Origin of the sequence: Bacillus sp. 123MFChir2 (assembly GCF_000383235.1) — a bacterium.
Classification (GTDB): domain Bacteria; phylum Bacillota; class Bacilli; order Bacillales; family Bacillaceae_G; genus Bacillus_A.
On sequence record NZ_KB910961.1, the window covers coordinates 24,859 to 43,956 of the forward strand.

The following is a 19,098-nucleotide window of genomic DNA, read 5'->3' on the forward strand; positions in this document are numbered from 1 at the left end:
GAAATCATACATTTTAAAAAATATATGATTTTGGGGTGAAGTGGAATTATGAAGTTTTTTCAACGATTTATACAGGAGAAAAACTTACATACACATGTAATTATTATGGGAGCAATTCTGCAAAAGCAAAAAAATAGAGAAGGAAACGAGCAACGTGGTGAAAGAATAGAAAGAGAAGAGGATATAGAAAAATATTTTCGTCCGTCATGCTTTCATGTTCTTAATAATCGTTTTAATTATCAATTTTTTGATCCTTTTATTGATAAGAAATACAATCAAATCATTCTTTCCTCGTCGCTTATGAACTCACCAGAAAATACAATTATTCATTATTTCAGTGCTTTACGAGAAGCTGAAAATCTTACGAAAAATAAAAAGGGAGGATGCGGGACTGTTGGACTGTCAAAAATACCGTATCCCGTTGCTTATAATTTTTTTACAAGTCAATATCAAAAAAGAGTTCCCTATAAAAGTTATTTACGTTCGTTCGAAGGAATTGGACATATCAATTTAATAAAACTAGAACCGTTACATCGAGATAAAAAATACCCAAAGGCAAATCGTTATTTCTTTGAAATGGAAACGATTGAAGGTTCGGCTAAAGGAGGAACATACTTTGCTTATTATTACGGCTATATTTATATAGAAAAGGAAAGCAATTCGTACAAAATTGCTGATATCGAGCTATACGGTGAAGATTTTTTATGTGCGGCTTATCACTTTTGGCAACATAATGCAGAGATGGTTGTTGATACAAAATTCGGGAATTGGTGTAAACTTGTAAAAGAAAGACTTCCAACAAAACAGGAAGGTTATACGAAACAAATTGATGCGATTGGAACTGATGGGAACAAATATCGCTTTGTATTTTTTCAACTAACAAATCATACAGATATTTTGGCCATACAATATAAAAAGAATACGAAAGGCAAATGGGAGTTTATTGAAATCGATCCTGAAAAATGTTAATAAATTAACTTGTGTAAATATAAGTTGGAAAATAGATATTTGACCTTTTTTAGGGGGCGGGAGCATAAAAATGGTCAAGGCCTTTTTATGCCACAGGCAAGGTTAAAATAAAAGAAGATGAGTATGGGGTATGTTTTATTCTGCATAGTAGCATATGTTAAAAAATACAGATGAAAATTTATTAGAAATTTATTTTTATCTTGTATCCTTTCAATATAGCTTGAAAGGAGAATTCTATGAGAAAATTTTGTAAAGTAGTAAAAAATATATTTGTTGTGTTTATTGCGGTTATTTTACTTGTATCAGTATCTGTATGTATATATCATAACTACCAATTAAGCAAAGAATTAGCGTTAATGAAAAGTAATGGGACATTAGTTGATTTTAATAATAAGAAAATTAATGTATATAATGAAGGTAGCGGTGAAGATACATATGTATTTATGTCTGGTTCTGGGATCGCTGCTCCTGTTTATGAAATGAAAGGAGTATATAGTAAGTTTTCAAAAGAAAATAAGATTGCTGTTGTAGAAAGAGCGGGTTATGGGAACAGCGATGTTTTTAATGATGGAAGGGATATTGATAAAATATTAGATCAAACGAGAGAAGTGCTTATTAAAAGTGGAAATAAACCTCCTTATATATTAGTTCCGCATTCAATATCGGGAATAGAAGCTATTTATTGGGCACAAAAATATCCAGAGGAAATCAAGGGGATTATTGCGTTAGATATTGGTTTACCTCAGCAGTATGTGAAATATAAAAGCGAAGTGGATAAGTCAACATTAAAAATAAGAGGAATAAATATCTTAACAAAAATGGGTATTCATCGACTTCTACCTTCTACTACATATAATCCTGAAGTGATTCGACAATCTTTTTTAACTAAACATGAAAAAGAAATTTATAAAGCAATATCGTATAAACAGTTTTTTAATAATGATATGAAACAAGAGCTCTTACATTCTTACGAAAACAGTAAAAAATCCGTTAACCTTCCGATACCAAAAGAAACACCTATATTATTTTTAGATGCAGTTGCAGATCAATATAAAAACTCGAAATATACAAAACAACATTATAAAGATTATCAAGAATTTGCAGAACAACTTGAAATAGCAGATGTTATAAAATTGAGGGGGACGCACAGCATTTATTTATATCAGGCTGATGAAATATATAAGCTTTCTAAGGAATTTATCAATAAAAAAGTGAAATGAAGGTTTGCATAATGAAGGGATATCATATTTTAATAGTTGAAGATGATTTGATGATTGGTGATTTATTGCAAAAAATTTTGCAACGCGAAGGGTACAATGTATGTTGGAAGAAAGAGGGGGGAAATATTAATGAAATCATCCATGAGATAGATTTAGTCATAATGGATATTATGTTGCCAGGTGAAGATGGCTACCAAATTACAAAGAAAATAAAAAATCTCGGATTAAATATTCCAGTTATTTTTCTATCCGCTCGAAATGATATGGATAGCAAACTCCAAGGATTGACAATCGGGGAAGATTATATGATAAAGCCTTTTGATCCTCGAGAGTTATTATTAAGGATGCAGAAAATGCTAGATAATCAATATGGTACTTTTACACAAATCAAACATGTATACATCGATGCAGAATATAAAAAGGTTTTCAAAAATAGTCTGCATAATGAAGTTGTATTTACCGCGATTGAGCGTAAAATATTCTTTTATTTATATGAAAATAAGGATAGGATTTTAACGAAAGAACATTTTTTTGATTACTTATGGCAACTTGAAGACCGAAATCCAAATATCGTGAATGTACATATTAAAAAAATTAGGACAAAAATTAATGATAAAAACGGGGAAATTATTCAAAATATATATGGAGAAGGGTATCGATTAAATACCTATATGAAGAAATGAAATTAAAGAAGAAATACCAGATATTATTATTTTCCGCTATTAGTAGCGTACCATTGTTATTGCTGTTGATTAGTGTCCTTATGTCAGTAATCTATGATAGTGTCTTTAAAGCGAAAAACAAACACATTCCTTTTCATGAATCATTTGCATATCCTACAATGCTAGTTATCTTTTTTGTATCACTATTATTGTTAGCCATTTTATTCTCAAAATCAATTAACTCGCTATTAAATAAAATAAATATATTAAATAAAACGATTCGACATTTAGCTAGCGATAAAAAGCTCCCGAATACATTAGATGTGAAAAGCGATGATGAAGTAGGGGAATTAATTAGATCTGTAAATTTATTGATTGAAAGAACTACATATCGTGAATTAGAATTTAAACAGCAAGAGGAAATGAAAAAAGAACTATTAAATAAACTAAGACATGATATTAATACACCTTTAACAGCTATGAGATTACAATTATTTTATTTAGAAGATCAATATCATGGCAAATCACAGGTACTAGAATCGTTATATCAACAAATACAGTATATTGCTGAATTAACCAATGAATTTAAATTTCAATCTACAGATACGTTAGAGAATTCTTATATTGTAAATGATGATGTAAATATACATGATCTATTAGAAATGATGGTTAAAAAGTGGAGTTATCTGTATAGTATGCATGACATGGAATTAATATATAATCCAAAAAATATAAATGTGATATGGACTAGTAACGATTTGTGGCTTCAAAGATTATTTGATAACATTTTTCAGAATACGTTACAACATTCAAAAGCTAAAAAACTTGTGATAATGATTGAAGATAGTGTTGTTTCTATTCGGGATAACGGAATTGGTTTTGATATGAATGAGAAAAGTACGGGACTGGGATTAAAAATAATCGAGGATATATCTAGACTGCTCAATATCAAATATACTTTACAGTCAAATAAAGATGGGACTCTATTTTGCTTTACCGCAGTCGAAAAAAATATATAAAGCGTACTTTGAAATTGTCTATAATGTTACACTTTATATTAAAAAAGGTGCATCACTAATTATATAGTGGTGTACCTTTTTTTCTTCTTTAACTAACCTTATCCCCCGATTAGAACAAGTCAGTTAAAGAAGAAAATTATATAATTGGTTCATTGAAAATATAAAGGAAATGTTATAATAGTACTTTGAATATTGTGTTGATTACAGCTCAATACGGACGTACACGTGATTTAGACATATAGAAGGATAATATTAAGATTGGAGGGGGAGTAAGGTGGCCGTTGAATTGTTTATCAAAGGATTAATGATTGGACTTAGTATTGCAGCCCCTGTTGGACCTATTGGAGTTTTATGTATACGACGCACACTGGCGCATGGGAAATTTATTGGTTTTATGTCGGGTTTAGGCGCAGCAACAGCTGATGGTCTGTATGGGATGATTGCTGGACTCGGCTTAACACTTATAACTAATTTTTTAATTGAACAACAAGGATGGATTCATTTTATTGGTGGTGTGTTTTTTATTATATTTAGGACTGAAAATTTTTGTTTCAAAACCGTCAAAAACATCAGCTAAAGCGAATAGTAATAATGCCTTTTCAGCATATGTTTCTACATTTTTTTTAACTGTAACAAATCCAGTAACCATTTTATCTTTCTTAGCTATTTTTTCTGGGCTCGGAATTTCTAATTTGAATGATGATACGACGACTATCTTAATTGTAGTATTGGGATTATTTTTAGGTTCAACATTATGGTGGTTAATTCTTAGTAGTGCAACTGGAATATTGATGAATCGAATGAAAAATTTTTCTTTAAATATTGTGAATCGTATTTCTGGCTTCATTTTATTAATGTTCGGTTTATGGTCTATGTACAGTCTAGTTAAAGGATTTTTTAATTAAAATAAAAGGTCTTAAACTATCGTTTCAAATTTTGTCTTTTTCAAGAAAAATGTTTTTAAAATATAGGAGTTAGCAATAGGTAGGTTCGGAAAAGATTAGCTTTAAAATTTCACATACCGTATTTTGTTTAAAAATAGGAAAATCAAAAAGTAATGTCGAATATATCATGAGTGACAATAGATAGTAAAGAATATAAACAATAACTAATAGGAGAGATACATATGGAACCAATAGAGGCAGCTAAACAAACTCTTGTATCCCATTTTCCAAATTGTGACGCAGCCCTTTTAGGTGGGAGCATTGCGAGAGGAGAAGGAACAAAAACTTCGGATTTGGACATTATCATTTTTGATAGTACGCTTTCTTCAGCGTATCGTAAATCTTTCATAGCTAACGGATGGCCTGTTGAAGTATTCGTACACAGCTTTACGTCTTATAAAGACTTTTTTGCGAGTGATTGTAAACGTGGGCGACCATCTTTGCCGCAGCTCGTTGTAGAAGGAATTGTGCTAAAAGATAGAAATGTCGTCATGCCATCTATAAAGAAAGAAGCGCAGCAACTATTAGAAAAAGGACCTGAACCTTGGACAAAAGAAATGATACAACAAAAACGTTATTTTATTACGGATGTGTTAGACGATTTTATTGGTGCAGCAAAGCAAGAAGATCAATTGTTTATCGCAAATCATCTGGCGGATCTTGTTCATGAGTTTATTTTGCGCATGAATAATTGCTGGACAGGACACTCGAAGTGGTTCATGAAAACTTTAAAGAAATATGATGAACAGGTTGCTGCAGAGTTTGTATCTGTATTTGAACAGCTTTATAAAACGGGAGAGAAGGAGCAAATTATTCTATTTGTGAATGGTATTCTAGATAAGTACGGAGGTCGTCTTTTTGAGGGATTTTGTATTGGGGAGGTTGAAAAGTAATGGGTCTTAATAAACTTTTGATAAAGGATTTCTCACAACTCATTCCTTCTTCTGTAGAAATAGGTCTATATTTATATGACACCAAAACAAAGGAAACTTTATGTATAAATGAAAATAAAAAGTTTCCTTTAGCGAGTTTAGCAAAATGGATTGTAGGTAGTATTGCTTTTCAGAAACATGAGTATATAGCGCCTCTAACAATTAAAAAGGCTATTAGTAAACATTCGAGAGAAGCATATGATTCTATTTTAGAAAAAATTGATATAAGAGAGATTAATACTGAATTAAGGTATAGGAAACTCGATATACTCGTAAACAAGGATAATACAAGTATCACTCAAAATTGTGGAACACCAGCAAGTATATTTCAGTTCATGAAATTCTTATATCAGTACGAAAAAGAGAATACGTTTATCTTCGAATCTTTAAAAGAACAAGAAGATCCAGATGGCTTCCGATTTTCTAATCAATATGAATGGCTGCATATGACTGGTGGACTTGAAACAGTTTGTAATGATGTTGGTTATTTATATTTAGAAGATAGAGTGTTATTTTGTATTGGATTTGTTCGAGCAAAAGGTGAAAATACAGAGTGGCATCAACTTGAACAAGCACTGAAAAATATAGGAGAATTAATTGTACAAACATATAAAAAATGAGGAATGATTACATGATTAGTTTACCAAATATTCAATTAAGAGAATTATCGCTAAATGATATAGAAGATCGTTATCAATGGTCATTGGATAAAGAAGTAACGAAGCATTTAGTTGTACCAGATCAGTATCCACCATTCACACGTGAAGAGACAAGAAGATGGATTGAAATGTGTATCAATCGAACGAATGGTTATGAACAAAGAGCAATTTGTTCTGAAGATGATGTGCATATCGGATGGGTAGATTTGAAAAATTTCGATAGAACAAATAAAAATGCAGAGCTAGGAATTGCGATTGGAGATAAACGATATTGGGGAAAAGGATATGGAATGGCTGCTTTATACAAAATGCTGCAAATTGGCTATGAACAGTTCGATTTAGAAAAAATTTGGCTGCGAGCAGATGCAGATAATACGAATGCGATGAAAAGTTATGAAAAGGCTGGATTTGTATGTGAAGGATTAATGAGAAAAGATCGACTGAGACACGGAGAATTTATTGATCGGTATCGTTTTAGTATGTTAAAAGAAGAATTTATGGAGTTGTTGGCTATCATGAAGGAGTGACGAATTAACTTTTATTAGTAGTACAAGGAGAAGTGTATGTGTGCAGGGAAAATAAAGAAATAATGTATATTTAAGCAGGACAAGTACTGGTTTGATGGCGATTGTAATAGAAGGAGAAGATCTATCAGTGGATATGCCTATACTACAAAAGTAGTAAATACGTTATCCCTCTTTAAGTGGATTTTTTTACGAAGTATATTTTATAAACTAGTAATAAAAGTATAAACATTGTGAGGGATACTATATGATTACACATTTTTCAGATATAGAATTACAAACATTATCCATTGAAGGTGCAAAGCAAGTATATGCTGATATACTACAATTTCCGATTGCAAAACAAACCGAAACGTACATTCAATTTCAAATTACGCCTTTTACTACCATTAGCTTCAAAGAAATATTAGAACCAATCGTGCCAACTCATTTTGCTTTTCAAGTGCCATACTCTCTGTTTGATGAAATTGCATTGTGGCTCACACAATTGGGTGTTCAAATTTTGAAAGATAAACAAGGAGAAAAGGTTACGTATCATTCTAAGGTAAGTAAAGCTATATATTTCAAAGACGGTGATGGGAATATTCTTGAGATTATTTCACACAAATATATTAAAGAAGAGGTTTTACAAAGAAATGGTCCTTTGCAAGTTATGTATGTTCGAGAAGTCGGATTTCCAGTTCCGTCTGTTCCTATGTTTCGAGAATGGCTGAAAACTACATTGCAAATGAAGACGATGCATGACCAAGATATATTCAACTTTGTAATTGGAGGAACTGCACATGCAGTTGTTGTGAAAGAAGGAAGGCCATGGATTCCAATTGATATGAGAGCATTAATGCCGAAAATGAACATTACTTTTGGAACTCCGGATATAGAATTTATCCAAAAAGTAAATAAAGAAGAAGACACATTACAGTTTAAACAGCATTCTTATTTTATTACGTTGAAATATACACCGGAATTTCTAAACAATATCCCACAACAATTATTTTTACCTTTATCTTTATGAAACATGGAGGAACGAAAAATGAAGGGAGCTGCCTTATACGTAGAGAAAAATAATAATTACTATATTTCTACCAATAAAGATTCGTTGCAAATCGATACAATTCATAATTTTCTTAGCAATGATTCCTATTGGGAAAAAGGAATACAGAAAGAGTTAGTTGCCGAAGGGATTAAAAATTCATCACTTTGTTATGGTGTATATGAAAGTGAAACGAATCAACAAATCGGATTTGCAAGGGTTGTTACAGATTTTGTGCGCTTTTCTTGGTTGGCAGATGTCTTTATTTTGCCCGCATATAGAGGAAAAGGATTAAGTAAGTGGTTAATAGAGACGATTGTAAAGCATCCAAACCTTAACGGAACACGATTTATGTTAGTTACAAAAGATGCACATGCGTTATATGAGCAATTTGGATTCGAAAGAATTATAGAACCAGAGAAATTTATGATGAGAAAAATAAATATGGAAATTGTTATGAAAAACTATAAATTAGAGTTTTAAAAATCGGCTTTCTAGTAAAAGGGGGACTTATGTATGGTTCAAATATTAATAATGGGTGGTACGCAGTTTGTTAGTGAAGCATTAGCAGGATTTTTAATCTCAAAAGGATATGAAGTAGATATATTCACTAGAGGAACACGAGAAATTACATATAATGGAGTATGTACACATCTTATCGGAGATCGTAATGTTTCATCAGATATACAGAAAAATATTTCAGATAAACAGTATGACTATATTTTTGATATTACGGCTTATCATACGAATCATGTAAAAATGTTACTTGATAATGTAGATAAAAGTAAATTAAAGCGATATGTACTTTGTAGTTCAGGAGCAGTGTACGCCCCTTCTACTCAAGTGTTATTTGAGAATTTCGAGCGAGCAGAAAATTATAATTGGGGACAATATGGACTTGATAAAAAAGAGGCGGAAGATTATTTATTTTCCTTACATAAAGAAGAAGGATTTCCAATTACGATTTTTAGACCTTCGTATATTTATGGTGAAGGTAATAATTTGTATAGAGAAGCGTACATATTTGATCGCTTGACAAAAAAACTTACGATTCCAATTCCAAAACATGTGGGTCCAGTGCAATTTGTACATATTGATGATCTCGTTCGAGTGATGGAAAGTGTAATCGGTTCTGAACAATCTAATGGGCAAGCTTACAATTTGTCGTATCCGGAAGATATTACATGGGAGGTGCTCATCGATACAGCAAGTAAAGTAGTTGGAATAAAAGCACATACTATAGAAGTAGATGAAACAATATTAAATCCTACCATTTCAACGCGAAATTATTTTCCGTTTCGAAATGTTACTTACAGAATGAATATTGAAAAATTAAGTGCACATCACTTATATGTCCCGCAACTTGATTTACAGGCTGGCCTACAAAAGGCGTATCATTTTTATCAAACTGAAAATGTTCAATTACATGATACTACTATGAGTAAAGTTGATGAAGTAATTCGTATGTTTTCATTAAATAAGTAAATTCATATAATAATATTATTATGTAAACTTGATGTTGATTATAGATATATAGATACAAATTGAAAAACTAACATAAAAACCCTTTTCTTTTTCGGTGGGAGAGAGCAACTGGCCATGCATATAGGCGGTCAGTTCCTTTTCCTGCCACGTGCAAAGTTTAAAACAAAGATAGAAAGCAAGTAGCGACTTAGATGTTAAAAAGTCAACTTGTATTTATATATTAAGGAAAAGATTTAATTTTGCGGAGGGTGTTTTTTAGCTTAAATATAAGGAAGGATGTAATCGAATGATTAGAATGTTAACTGAAGTGGACGCAGAAAATTATTGGGATATACGCTTAGAAGCATTGCAAAAAAATCCAGAAGCATATGTTACTATATATGAAGAAGCAATCAAAAAGAAAGAACCGATTCAAGAAGTAATCAAAAATTTACAAGGAGAATATAGCTATACATTTGGCGCTTTTGATGAGAGTAATAAGTTAGTAGGGATTGTCACATTATTAACAGAATCAAGAGCAGCACTTCGTCATAAAGGGCATATTGTTGGAATGTATGTAAGTGTTCAAAGTAGAGGAAAAGGGTATGCACGTAACTTAATAAATGAAGTCGTGAAAAAAGCGAAGCAGTTAAATGTAGAGCAAATTACCTTATCAGTTGTTTCAAATAATAATGTTGCAAAAAAATTATATCAATCCATTGGTTTTGAATCGTATGGTCTAGAAAAAAGGGCATTAAAAATGAATGAAGTCTATCGAGATGAAGAATATATGGCTCTATTTTTATAAGAAATATAATGTCCCAGGCAGTTATACATGAAAGCGATTATATATAAATCCAAATTGAAAAAATGACATAAAAACTAATTTTTTAGAGGAGGAGACGAGAGCAACTGGCCATGCATATAGGCGGTCAGTTCCTTTTACTGCCGCGTGCAAAGTTTAAAACAAAGATAGACAGCAAGTCGCTGCCATGTTTTGTTCTGCATAGCAGCGACTTAGAATTACTTATACAGGAGGTTGTTGCCCTCATTGTGGTGGAAGTGATCCGTTTTGCTGGTGCATGACGTAATAAACGATTACAATGAGCCTCTTGCTCAAAGTTGACGATTAGACAGTGTACTTACATTTACTTTAATTGCTTATACACTTATTTAGATATCACGAATAGTTGAATAAGGTCTAAAAATGTTGTTGTAGTAAATGAAGTCATTTGTAGTACAAAAAAAGTCTGATCTTACTCTGTAATGAAAAATTATGTATATTTAGTAATAAGTGCTACTTATCGCCAAAATGTACAAAGGGGTCTCATAATGGGTATTTTTTTATTCAATTTATTATTTTTTTCAGTCTTAATTTTAGTGAAAATTAATTTTATTTCAGCACTAAATATAGAGCTAAAAAAAGAGTCAAGAAACTATTTAATAATAATTATTAATTGTCTTTTTATAATTATTTTTTTGTGGCTTAGTATAACTGTTTTTTTAGAAATCACTTTAATATTACGCAGAACTTTCGGCAATTAATCGAAAAATAATGGAGGGATAGAATTGCTATATTCACTTGTACAGCTGTCAGATGGGAATGATTCGAGGTGTAATCATTGTGAAAGAAGCATAGGAGGAAGTAAAAACTCCATAAGGAAAATCAGCTGTATCCAATGGGGATAGCTTGTTTTTAAAATATTCGGAAAATACAGTCGGTAGTTCATCTACTGAGTGTTACGGTATACCTGTAGTAGTTCACACTGAATAGTAGGGTTGCAAAAATATTTTTAAGGAAAATATTTGACACCTTCTACTCGGTCTTACGATATACATGTAATAAGTAATACTGAATAGCGTGATTTCCTAAAAGCTATTCAGTAAAAACTCCCCTTAGTACTCTGTTATACTGAATATAAGTCAAACAGAATAGAGGAGGGATCTGAACATGGAAAATTTAACTGAAATGCTGAAGGGTTCGCTGGAAGGCTGCGTGCTGGAGATCATTAGCCGACATGAAACCTATGGTTACGAGATTACCCGCCGCCTGAACGAGCTTGGGTTTACCGAAGTCGTGGAAGGAACGGTCTATACCATCCTTGTGCGATTAGAAAAGAAAAAAATTGTGAATATAGAAAAGAAACCGTCAGATATGGGGCCGCCCCGCAAGTTTTACTCACTTAATGAGGCTGGCCGCCAGGAACTTGAATTATTTTGGAAGAAGTGGGATTTTGTATCATCAAAAATCAACGTCTTGAAGTCAATCTAGCTGCATAAGATATTCCGTGCGATATTTTTGGAATGTCTTGTTCAGCTTTATAAAAAGGAGGGGAAATAACATGATGGAAATTTTCAAAAAAATGATTGGTGATAAAAAAGAGTACAAAATGATGATGGCACGGGTTGAAGCACTGCCAGAGGACTACCAGTTTGTATTTAAGAAAATTCAAAACTACATGTGGAATTTCTCAGCAGGCAACGGGATGGATACGCTACACATACAGTATGAATTAATCGAGTTGTTTGAAGCCGGTACGGCGGAAGGTAGACAAGTGCTGGAAATAACCGGGGACGACGTGGCTTTCTTTGCCGACGAACTAGTGGCAAATGCTAAAACCTATGTCGCTAAGTATCGTGAAGATTTGAATCAGAGTATCATGAAGCGATTTGGAAAAAAGTAAATTCAATAGGTAATACCGACTGGATAGCTGGTTACAAATGTGAATTGCGATCTTCGCTATTCAGTTATATTTTTAATTCGGTACTAAGTCATACAGATTATCAGTCAGACTAAATAGTAGAGTTTAGGCAATCTAGCTCCGCAAGGAACTTTTTAGAAGGAGGAAAAAAGTATGAGCAATGCAGCGATTTCTGTAAAAGGGTTAAAAAATCCTTTAAAGACAAGGAAGTCTTAAAGGGGGTGTATTTTGAGGTACGGTGTAGCGAAATTTTCGCACTGCTGGGTTCAAATGGAGCGGGCAAGACGACGACGGTCAACATCCTTTCGACGCTGATGAAGGCCGATGGCGGCGAAGTAGGTATTTGTGGCTATAACGTCCAGCGTCAACCGGATTATGTTCGCCAGAGCATCAGCCTGACAGGACAGTTCGCAGCTTTAGACGGAATGCTCACCGGGCGGGAAAATTTGATGATGATCGCCAAGTTGCGGGGAGTTTCCAATCCCGCTCAAGTCGCCGACGATCTGCTTGCAAGATTCAGCTTGACCGATGCGGCTAACCGCCGAGCGGACCGGTATTCTGGCGGAATGAAGCGCCGACTTGATATCGCCATCCTGCATGGTGGAAAAATCATCACGACCGGTACCCTTATCGAACTCAAAGAGATGTTCCCGCCAGCGAGAGTGGAGTACATCGAGAAACAGCAGACATTGGAGGGAATTTTCCTCGCGATTATCGGCAAAAAGGAGGAGATGTAAATGAAAAGCAAAACAGGGGTATTAGGTATGACGTTGGCTAGTTTACCTTTTTGGTTAAAAATTAAGAAAAATATGATAATATATAAATGGAAGATAAAAGAAATTTCATTAAAGGGTATAGGGGATTTGTTATGAAAATAAATGATATAATTGCCAAAACAAAAATGCCAAACACAATTCGTACCATTGTAAGCGATTTACGAAAACTAGGTGTTACAGAAGGAATGGACGTTATCGTACACTCGTCTCTTAGTTCGATTGGTTGGGTAAGTGGAGACGCTTTGGCTGTAGTAGAAGCTTTAATGGAAGTAGTTACAAAAGAAGGAACAATTATTATGCCGACTCAAACGAGTGATCTATCTGATCCGAAAAATTGGCAAATGCCACCTGTCCCGGAAAGTTGGTGGGAAATTATTCGTGACAATGTACCACCATTTCATCCGGAAACAACACCAACGTGAAGTATGGGGAAAGTAGTAGAATGTTTTCGGACATATCCGAATACAAAAAGAAGTAATCATCCGTTACATAGCTTTGCAGCGTGGGGGAAACACGCAAAACAAATTATTGATGGTCACATCCTTGCTCCTAGTTTTGGAGAACAGTCACCATTGGGGAAAATGTACGATTTAGATGGATATATATTATTAATCGGAGTGGATCATAATTCGAATACATCACTTCATTTATCTGAAGTTCGTTCGCAATATCGAAAAAAAGTTCAAGTGGGAGCACCGATTATCGAAAATGGAGTTCGCAAATGGAAAGAGTATGAGGAGTTTGACTATGATTCTGATGATTTTGAGCTTTTAGGGAAGGCATTTGATGAAACTGGATCGGTAATATTAGGGAAAATAGGAAACGCATCATGTAAATTAATGAAGCAACGAGAAGCCGTTGATTTTGGAACAGAATGGTTTTTAACACAAAAACAAACGAAGCAAATATGTAATTAAAGGATGGGGAACATGAACGGGAAAAAGGTACTCATAACAAGTGGAGGCTGTTTAGAAAAATGGGATGAAGTACGTGGGCATACGAATTTATCGACAGGAAGAATGGGAAAGCTTCTTGCAGAAGAAGCGCTGAAGAGCGGGGCTTCAGTTATATATTTACATGGTTATTTTGCAGAAAAACCTGAAGGGACTCATAAGCTTTCTTCTCATTCGTTTGAAGGAATTATTGATTTACAAGATAAAATGAAACAGATTATTACAAGTGAAAAGATAGATATTGTAATTATGGCGGCAGCTGGCTCAGATTGGATTGTTGATAAAATTGTCGATCAAGAAGGAAATGTAATGGATCAATTAGGAAAGTTATCAAGCGATATTCCGCCAGTTATTCATTTTAAAAAAGCTCCAAAAGTGTTATCTCAAATTAAACAATGGGATTCGGGTGTTATGTTAGTTGGATTTAAGTTAGAGAGTGGTATAAGTCAACAAGAATTAATAGCGAGAGCGCAAATCCGAATGGACGGTGCACAAGCAGATTTCATAGTTGCAAATGCTTCTAACGCACTATATACCTCTGAAACAAATCACTATATTATTTCTAATGATGGTGAAGTTCAAGTATGTCTAGATAAAGAAAATACAGCTAGAAGTCTTATCAGTAAACTTGCGATGATTGATTCTGAAAAAGAACAAGTTGTTATTCATTAGTGAGTGTTAAGAAAGAATACATATTGTAGGGTGAGAAGATGGAAAATCTATTGAAGAAAGCAATTCAATTACGCAATGAGAATAAATTCGCTCAATCAAGAGAGATATTATTAAGTTTAACAAACTTTACTCAAAATCCAGAAATCTTGTATCAATGCGCATGCACACACGATGCTATGGGGATGGAAACGGAAGCCGTTCCTTATTACGAGAAAGCTATTGAACTAGGATTAGAAGGAGAAAGTTTACGAGGTGCCTATATCGGTTTAGGAAGTACATATCGCTGTATTGGAGAGTATGAGAAAGCGATTGCTACATTAGAAGAAGGAATCAAACTGTATCCGGATGATGACGCCATGAAAGTATTTTTATCCATTGCAAAGTACAATGTACAATCTCATGAAGATGCGATGAAACTGCTGCTAGACGTGGTAGTGAAAACGGAAGGTGTAAAGAACTATGAAAGAGCAATTACATTTTACAAAGGTCATTTAAATGAAATTTTCAAATAGAAAGGAATGATTATGTGAATCATACTATATCGAAGAAACGATGGTTAATTTGGTTTGCTATTACGAGTTTGATTATCCTTTCGAATATTCTTCTTTATGCACTACCAATCATGTCGCCTTTACCAAACCGGGTAGCACTTGCTTCTCTATTTGATTTTATACTTACTATTCCAATCGTTACTTACATACTGATTATAAGAAAGCGATATTCACTAAAATATATTTTTCCTGTGATACTTGCAGGTTATGTGGCTGCAAAATTTATTATTCCTAATCCGTATTTTGAATCTTATTCGTTTATCACATATATAGTAGTAGCTGGGGAAATTGCATTTCTTTGTTTAGAGCTGTATCTTTTTTGCAAAATAGCAAGAAAACTACCTGCGATTGTTCGCTCTTATAAGAAATACAAGCTCGTGTATCCATCTTTTTCATATGCAATCGAAAGAGCTGTATACGATTCCGTTTTCAAAAGTGTCGCTGTAAATGTATTGTTATCAGAGTTTAAGTTATTTTATTACGCGTTATTTTCTTGGCGAAAAAAAATACCTGCAGGTTCAGAAATGTTTACATATCATAAAAAAACAGGTGTAATTGCATTTAATATTATGCTCATACATGCAACTTTAATTGAATCAATCGGTTTTCATTATTTTCTTCATCAATGGAATCCGGTTGTAGCATGGATTCTGCTAATTTTAAATATTTACGCTGTGATATTTTTCTTAGCAGAAATACAAGCAATTCGTTTATGTCCCTATGTTGTAACTGACAAAGAGCTTATTTTACAAGTTGGGTTGACGAAACAGCTTATCGTCCCATTTTGTAATATTCAAAGCATACGTCATAATAAAGGAGCATTACCTGCTGAAATTGAACAAAAACAAATTTTTGATGCGACAGTAAACGAGTTTATGAAAGAACCAGCAAAACTCGAAATCGTGTTAGTAGAACCGATGCAGGCAACTATGTTTTATGGGTTTCAAAAAACAGTAACAAAAGTTCATATCAATGTGGATGATGAGAGAATGTTTTATGATACAGTAATGAATAAAGTTCAAGAGAGAATCAGTCATGAGTGATAAAAGACCATATTTCTCAACTAAATAAAACAACCGGCAAGTACAAAGCTAGCCAGTTTTCATCGTAAAGAAATGAAAATTATGATAAAATGAAAGAGTAACTCATGGTCAGAGTGGTTGTTTTATTATCACTTCTCTAAGTGAAGGGAGGTGATAATTTGAGTGAACTTTCGTTGCTTTTGCAAGGCGGTCTTTTTCTCGTTGCATTGCTAACGTTCGTCGTGTTATTAATCGACAAGCTCAAAAAATAACAACCCACTCTACGCCAATAGAAGGTGGGTTGTCTAATTCATGAGAAACAAATAGGATAATGAATAATCCACTCTGCTGAGTTATATTGGACTAGTGTGTTGCCGCACGCTAGTCTTTTTTTATTTATATGCGAATTTAGTTTATTTATGTGATTGTATCGCTCTTTTCATTGTTATTATAGCACAATCTTGTTTATATAAAAAAGGAGAGCGTACGTTCTCCTTTTTGGAAGCTTATCGATTATTCTTTAAGATTGAATTCCATTTGTTGGCTTGAATAATCCATTCATATATTCTTTTAAGCTTTTTGTATAAAATACTTGGTTAATTGCATCATTTACACCGACAATTGGTGACGGAAGACTGTATCTTTTTTTAGATAGATGAACAACGACATCAAATACATCAAAGAGGCGAATAAAGCAAAATAATCCATCTTTGTCACTTAGTAAAATGAAATAGTGGTTTTCGCAATCAGTATTTAAAGTGTTCCATAATGAACTTTTACTTAACTCTCGTACAATACGTCTATCTTTTAATTCAATGAAATCTACGTTAGATAAAATGTTAGAAATAGCAACTGCATCGGAATCATGAAAATAACCGTCTATTGTATTTACAGCAAATAAGTAAGCCATTTTCAGTAAACTCATCTTATATTTGCGGTTATCAAGGAGTAATTCACGCTGAATAGAACCCGCAACTTTAGTTACTCGTTCTTCTTTCCATATTTCATCATGAAGTGAGATATCGTGCCTTTTGCATAGTTTCATAATGAGAGAATTTGAGAATTGGAACTCATTACTGTCCATTTCTTCATTTGCATATTCTTCTTTATCATATATATCTAAAAGAGGAGAGTCAATTTGATGTTTAAGCTGTTCTATTTTATACTGGATTAACTTATGACTAATTAATAGACGATCAATACTTGTTAGTACGTTTTCGTGGCATGTTTCACACACAGTGTTGATATAATAATATCCGCATAACACTTCTGGAATTACATATTGTTCTATACATTGTTTATCATCTCTACATATACTGCATATTGGCATAATTATCACCTTTTAGTTGCGAATTTTTATCTTGCTATTTACGGACAATAGGATTCTCACTTTAAGACTTTTTGATATACAAAGGAGATAAAACAGGAATAACTGCCTGTAAAAGTCCAATTGGTTCAACTAATAATCAGCATAGAATGAAAACTCTACTGACAAAAGTTTTACTTGTATGTCTTTATTGTAGTGTATTTATTTATGCATTGGAATATAGAACGCAGAAATAGCATATAAATTTTTGCTTTGATTTGTTACAATGTATAGAAGAAATTTAAAAGGAGGCACTTTTTTTGAAATCAAAAGTTCATTTTTGGACATTAGAAGTATTGATGGTTGTAGCGATTATTTTTATCTGTACAAAAATTTCGTTTTTATTTCAACCAATCGGTATTTTTATTTCCACTTTATTTTTCCCTATTTTAATTGCGGCATTTTTGTATTTTATGTTTAATCCCGTGTTGCTCTTTTTAGAGAATAAAAAGGTACCACGCAGTTTATCAATTTTGTTACTATATGTCTTTATTATTACATTAATAGCTGTTGCAGTCGGCGTTGTTGTTCCTACTGTCTCTCATCAGCTGATGGATTTAGTAACAAATATGCCAACGTATATTAAAGTGGGGAAAGAATACATAGCAGATTTATCGAATCATAAGCTATTTCAATGGCTTACAACTCAGGATTATGTTTCATTAGAGACATTAGAAAAGAATGCTCTCACGTATTTGAAAGAGATACCAAATACACTTACAGCGAGTGCAACTGCATTATTTGGGATTATTACAAACATTGCATTAGTTGTTTTCACAGTTCCATTTATTTTGTTTTATATGTTTAAAGATGGCCATAAATTTCCTGGAGCAGCAGTTCGTTTTTTACCAGAATCTTATCGTGAAGAAGGGTTTCGACTTTTTAAAGAAACGAATGAAACACTTGCAGCTTACATTCAAGGTCAAGCGCTTGTTTGTTTATTTGTTGGAGCTTTCACGTTTGTTGGTTATTTAATCATTGGGCTGCCTTATGCTTTTATTTTAGGGATTGTGGCAGCATTTACAAATATTATTCCTAATTTAGGGCCGTTTATAGGAGCAGCGCCAGCGGTTATTGTTGGACTATTTGTATCGCCGGTACAGGCGGTATGGGTTATTGTTGTGGTAACAATTGTTCAGCAATTTGAAAGTAATATTTTATCACCGCGAATTATGAGTGAGAAACTAAATATTCACCCTTTAACAATTATCATGTTAATTCTTGGTGTCGGAAATTTTGCTGGAATTATTGGAATGATTTTAGCCGTACCAACTTATGCTGTGATGAAAACAATCATTTCAAACTTAGTAAGGCTTTTTAAATTGAAAAGAAATAAGAAATAGAAAGAAGACCGGTTACAGACTGTAACCGGTCTTCTTTCGCAGGCTGTGGAGAAAGCCTTCTCCACAGCCTGTTTTTGTGTCTGAACATCTTTTCATCTGTCAACACTGATAAAAAAGATGCAAAGGAGCGATGCCCCATGATGGGAGCGCTGAAAAATCATCGTGATGAGCGCGTAACAATTTCTGTAGAAGAGTTAGTTCCGCAAGACCATTTCCTTCGTGCCATTGAGGCAACAATCGATTTTCATTTTATTGAAGAAAAATTACGTCCTTATTATTGCGCAAACAAT

22 protein-coding genes and 3 pseudogenes are annotated in these 19,098 nt (G+C 33.3%); 24 read left to right on the forward strand and 1 reads right to left on the reverse strand.

Annotation, left to right across the window (positions count from 1 at the left end; all coding sequences use genetic code 11):
- Positions 1-48 precede the first annotated feature (48 nt).
- The 22 genes and pseudogenes from H280_RS0117210 to H280_RS26580 all read left to right on the forward strand — a co-directional run bounded on the left by H280_RS0117210 (position 49) and on the right by H280_RS26580 (position 16,371).
- Positions 49-969: a hypothetical protein gene (locus H280_RS0117210; RefSeq protein ID WP_020062376.1), complete on the forward strand. Its 921-nt coding sequence runs from the start codon at positions 49-51 to the stop codon at positions 967-969.
- A gap of 236 nt (positions 970-1,205) precedes the next feature.
- A complete protein-coding gene (locus tag H280_RS0117215; protein WP_020062377.1) occupies positions 1,206-2,189 on the forward strand; it encodes an alpha/beta fold hydrolase in 984 nt (327 codons plus the stop codon).
- Positions 2,190-2,200: 11 nt separating this feature from the next.
- Complete coding sequence (locus tag H280_RS0117220) at positions 2,201-2,872, forward strand: response regulator transcription factor (RefSeq protein WP_020062378.1); 672 nt, start codon at positions 2,201-2,203, stop codon at positions 2,870-2,872.
- Positions 2,869-3,870 (forward strand): HAMP domain-containing sensor histidine kinase, encoded by a 1,002-nt coding sequence (locus tag H280_RS0117225; protein WP_020062379.1) that lies wholly within the window; start codon positions 2,869-2,871, stop codon positions 3,868-3,870. The genes H280_RS0117220 and H280_RS0117225 overlap by 4 nt, the downstream gene beginning before the upstream one ends.
- Positions 3,871-4,144: 274 nt before the next feature.
- Positions 4,145-4,447, forward strand: a complete 303-nt coding sequence (locus H280_RS26565) for a hypothetical protein (protein ID WP_231401792.1) — start codon at positions 4,145-4,147, stop codon at positions 4,445-4,447.
- Entirely contained in the window at positions 4,380-4,775 is a 396-nt protein-coding gene (locus tag H280_RS26570; RefSeq protein WP_231401793.1) for a LysE family translocator, read from the forward strand. Before H280_RS26565 ends, H280_RS26570 begins: the two co-directional genes overlap by 68 nt.
- Positions 4,776-4,996: 221 nt before the next feature.
- A complete protein-coding gene (locus tag H280_RS0117235) occupies positions 4,997-5,707 on the forward strand; it encodes a nucleotidyltransferase domain-containing protein (RefSeq protein WP_020062380.1) in 711 nt (236 codons plus the stop codon).
- On the forward strand, positions 5,707-6,366 hold the full coding sequence (locus H280_RS0117240; protein WP_020062381.1) for a serine hydrolase: 660 nt from the start codon (positions 5,707-5,709) through the stop codon (positions 6,364-6,366). Before H280_RS0117235 ends, H280_RS0117240 begins: the two co-directional genes overlap by 1 nt.
- 11 nt (positions 6,367-6,377) lie before the next feature.
- A complete protein-coding gene (locus H280_RS0117245) occupies positions 6,378-6,932 on the forward strand; it encodes a GNAT family N-acetyltransferase (protein ID WP_020062382.1) in 555 nt (184 codons plus the stop codon).
- Between the two features lie 244 nt (positions 6,933-7,176).
- On the forward strand, positions 7,177-7,941 hold the full coding sequence (locus H280_RS0117250; RefSeq protein ID WP_020062383.1) for a VOC family protein: 765 nt from the start codon (positions 7,177-7,179) through the stop codon (positions 7,939-7,941).
- Between the two features lie 18 nt (positions 7,942-7,959).
- A complete protein-coding gene (locus tag H280_RS0117255; RefSeq protein WP_020062384.1) occupies positions 7,960-8,442 on the forward strand; it encodes a GNAT family N-acetyltransferase in 483 nt (160 codons plus the stop codon).
- Between the two features lie 33 nt (positions 8,443-8,475).
- Positions 8,476-9,444: an NAD-dependent epimerase/dehydratase family protein gene (locus tag H280_RS0117260; protein WP_020062385.1), complete on the forward strand. Its 969-nt coding sequence runs from the start codon at positions 8,476-8,478 to the stop codon at positions 9,442-9,444.
- Positions 9,445-9,730: 286 nt separating this feature from the next.
- Positions 9,731-10,231, forward strand: a complete 501-nt coding sequence (locus H280_RS0117265) for a GNAT family N-acetyltransferase (RefSeq protein WP_020062386.1) — start codon at positions 9,731-9,733, stop codon at positions 10,229-10,231.
- A 1,143-nt stretch (positions 10,232-11,374) separates the two neighbouring features.
- Positions 11,375-11,695, forward strand: a complete 321-nt coding sequence (locus H280_RS0117280; RefSeq protein ID WP_020062389.1) for a PadR family transcriptional regulator — start codon at positions 11,375-11,377, stop codon at positions 11,693-11,695.
- A gap of 70 nt (positions 11,696-11,765) precedes the next feature.
- Positions 11,766-12,107, forward strand: a complete 342-nt coding sequence (locus tag H280_RS0117285) for a DUF1048 domain-containing protein (RefSeq protein ID WP_020062390.1) — start codon at positions 11,766-11,768, stop codon at positions 12,105-12,107.
- A 171-nt stretch (positions 12,108-12,278) separates the two neighbouring features.
- A pseudogene (locus H280_RS23780) lies at positions 12,279-12,862 on the forward strand (ATP-binding cassette domain-containing protein).
- Entirely contained in the window at positions 12,863-12,997 is a 135-nt protein-coding gene (locus H280_RS26575; protein WP_020062392.1) for a hypothetical protein, read from the forward strand.
- Positions 12,994-13,818: pseudogene (locus H280_RS23785) on the forward strand (aminoglycoside N(3)-acetyltransferase). Before H280_RS26575 ends, H280_RS23785 begins: the two are co-directional and overlap by 4 nt.
- Before the next feature lie 12 nt (positions 13,819-13,830).
- Positions 13,831-14,526 carry a phosphopantothenoylcysteine decarboxylase domain-containing protein gene (locus H280_RS0117305; protein WP_020062393.1) on the forward strand — a complete coding sequence of 232 codons (696 nt, stop codon included), beginning with the start codon at positions 13,831-13,833 and terminating at the stop codon, positions 14,524-14,526.
- Positions 14,527-14,564: 38 nt separating this feature from the next.
- Positions 14,565-15,038 carry a tetratricopeptide repeat protein gene (locus tag H280_RS0117310; protein ID WP_020062394.1) on the forward strand — a complete coding sequence of 158 codons (474 nt, stop codon included), beginning with the start codon at positions 14,565-14,567 and terminating at the stop codon, positions 15,036-15,038.
- Positions 15,039-15,052: 14 nt separating this feature from the next.
- Positions 15,053-16,120 (forward strand): hypothetical protein, encoded by a 1,068-nt coding sequence (locus tag H280_RS0117315; protein WP_020062395.1) that lies wholly within the window; start codon positions 15,053-15,055, stop codon positions 16,118-16,120.
- A 158-nt stretch (positions 16,121-16,278) separates the two neighbouring features.
- On the forward strand, positions 16,279-16,371 hold the full coding sequence (locus H280_RS26580; RefSeq protein ID WP_090996886.1) for a putative holin-like toxin: 93 nt from the start codon (positions 16,279-16,281) through the stop codon (positions 16,369-16,371).
- Positions 16,372-16,619: 248 nt separating this feature from the next.
- Here H280_RS26580 and H280_RS0117320 read toward each other — a convergent pair whose 3' ends face one another.
- Positions 16,620-17,429, reverse strand: a complete 810-nt coding sequence (locus H280_RS0117320) for an HNH endonuclease (protein ID WP_020062396.1) — start codon at positions 17,427-17,429, stop codon at positions 16,620-16,622.
- A gap of 296 nt (positions 17,430-17,725) precedes the next feature.
- Here H280_RS0117320 and H280_RS0117325 point away from each other — a divergent pair, with 296 nt between their 5' ends.
- Together H280_RS0117325 and H280_RS23790 are read left to right on the forward strand one after the other, a co-directional pair.
- A complete protein-coding gene (locus H280_RS0117325; protein WP_020062397.1) occupies positions 17,726-18,808 on the forward strand; it encodes an AI-2E family transporter in 1,083 nt (360 codons plus the stop codon).
- A 137-nt stretch (positions 18,809-18,945) separates the two neighbouring features.
- Positions 18,946-19,098 (forward strand): annotated as a pseudogene (locus H280_RS23790) (IS5/IS1182 family transposase); the annotation flags it as partial.

Excerpts from the sequence above, each read along its gene's own strand:
- H280_RS0117225 (WP_020062379.1), top strand. The coding sequence starts at position 2,869 with ATGAAATTAAAGAAGAAATACCAGATATTATTATTTTCCGCTATTAGT.
- H280_RS0117210 (WP_020062376.1), top strand. The coding sequence starts at position 49 with ATGAAGTTTTTTCAACGATTTATACAGGAGAAAAACTTACATACACAT.
- H280_RS0117310 (WP_020062394.1), top strand. The coding sequence starts at position 14,565 with ATGGAAAATCTATTGAAGAAAGCAATTCAATTACGCAATGAGAATAAA.
- H280_RS0117235 (WP_020062380.1), top strand. The coding sequence starts at position 4,997 with ATGGAACCAATAGAGGCAGCTAAACAAACTCTTGTATCCCATTTTCCA.
- H280_RS0117265 (WP_020062386.1), top strand. The coding sequence starts at position 9,731 with ATGATTAGAATGTTAACTGAAGTGGACGCAGAAAATTATTGGGATATA.
- H280_RS0117220 (WP_020062378.1), top strand. The coding sequence starts at position 2,201 with ATGAAGGGATATCATATTTTAATAGTTGAAGATGATTTGATGATTGGT.
- H280_RS0117245 (WP_020062382.1), top strand. The coding sequence starts at position 6,378 with ATGATTAGTTTACCAAATATTCAATTAAGAGAATTATCGCTAAATGAT.
- H280_RS0117305 (WP_020062393.1), top strand. The coding sequence starts at position 13,831 with ATGAACGGGAAAAAGGTACTCATAACAAGTGGAGGCTGTTTAGAAAAA.
- H280_RS0117320 (WP_020062396.1), bottom strand. The coding sequence starts at position 17,429 with ATGCCAATATGCAGTATATGTAGAGATGATAAACAATGTATAGAACAA.
- H280_RS0117250 (WP_020062383.1), top strand. The coding sequence starts at position 7,177 with ATGATTACACATTTTTCAGATATAGAATTACAAACATTATCCATTGAA.
- H280_RS0117260 (WP_020062385.1), top strand. The coding sequence starts at position 8,476 with ATGGTTCAAATATTAATAATGGGTGGTACGCAGTTTGTTAGTGAAGCA.
- H280_RS0117285 (WP_020062390.1), top strand. The coding sequence starts at position 11,766 with ATGATGGAAATTTTCAAAAAAATGATTGGTGATAAAAAAGAGTACAAA.
- H280_RS0117280 (WP_020062389.1), top strand. The coding sequence starts at position 11,375 with ATGGAAAATTTAACTGAAATGCTGAAGGGTTCGCTGGAAGGCTGCGTG.
- H280_RS0117240 (WP_020062381.1), top strand. The coding sequence starts at position 5,707 with ATGGGTCTTAATAAACTTTTGATAAAGGATTTCTCACAACTCATTCCT.
- H280_RS0117215 (WP_020062377.1), top strand. The coding sequence starts at position 1,206 with ATGAGAAAATTTTGTAAAGTAGTAAAAAATATATTTGTTGTGTTTATT.
- H280_RS0117255 (WP_020062384.1), top strand. The coding sequence starts at position 7,960 with ATGAAGGGAGCTGCCTTATACGTAGAGAAAAATAATAATTACTATATT.
- H280_RS26575 (WP_020062392.1), top strand. The coding sequence starts at position 12,863 with ATGAAAAGCAAAACAGGGGTATTAGGTATGACGTTGGCTAGTTTACCT.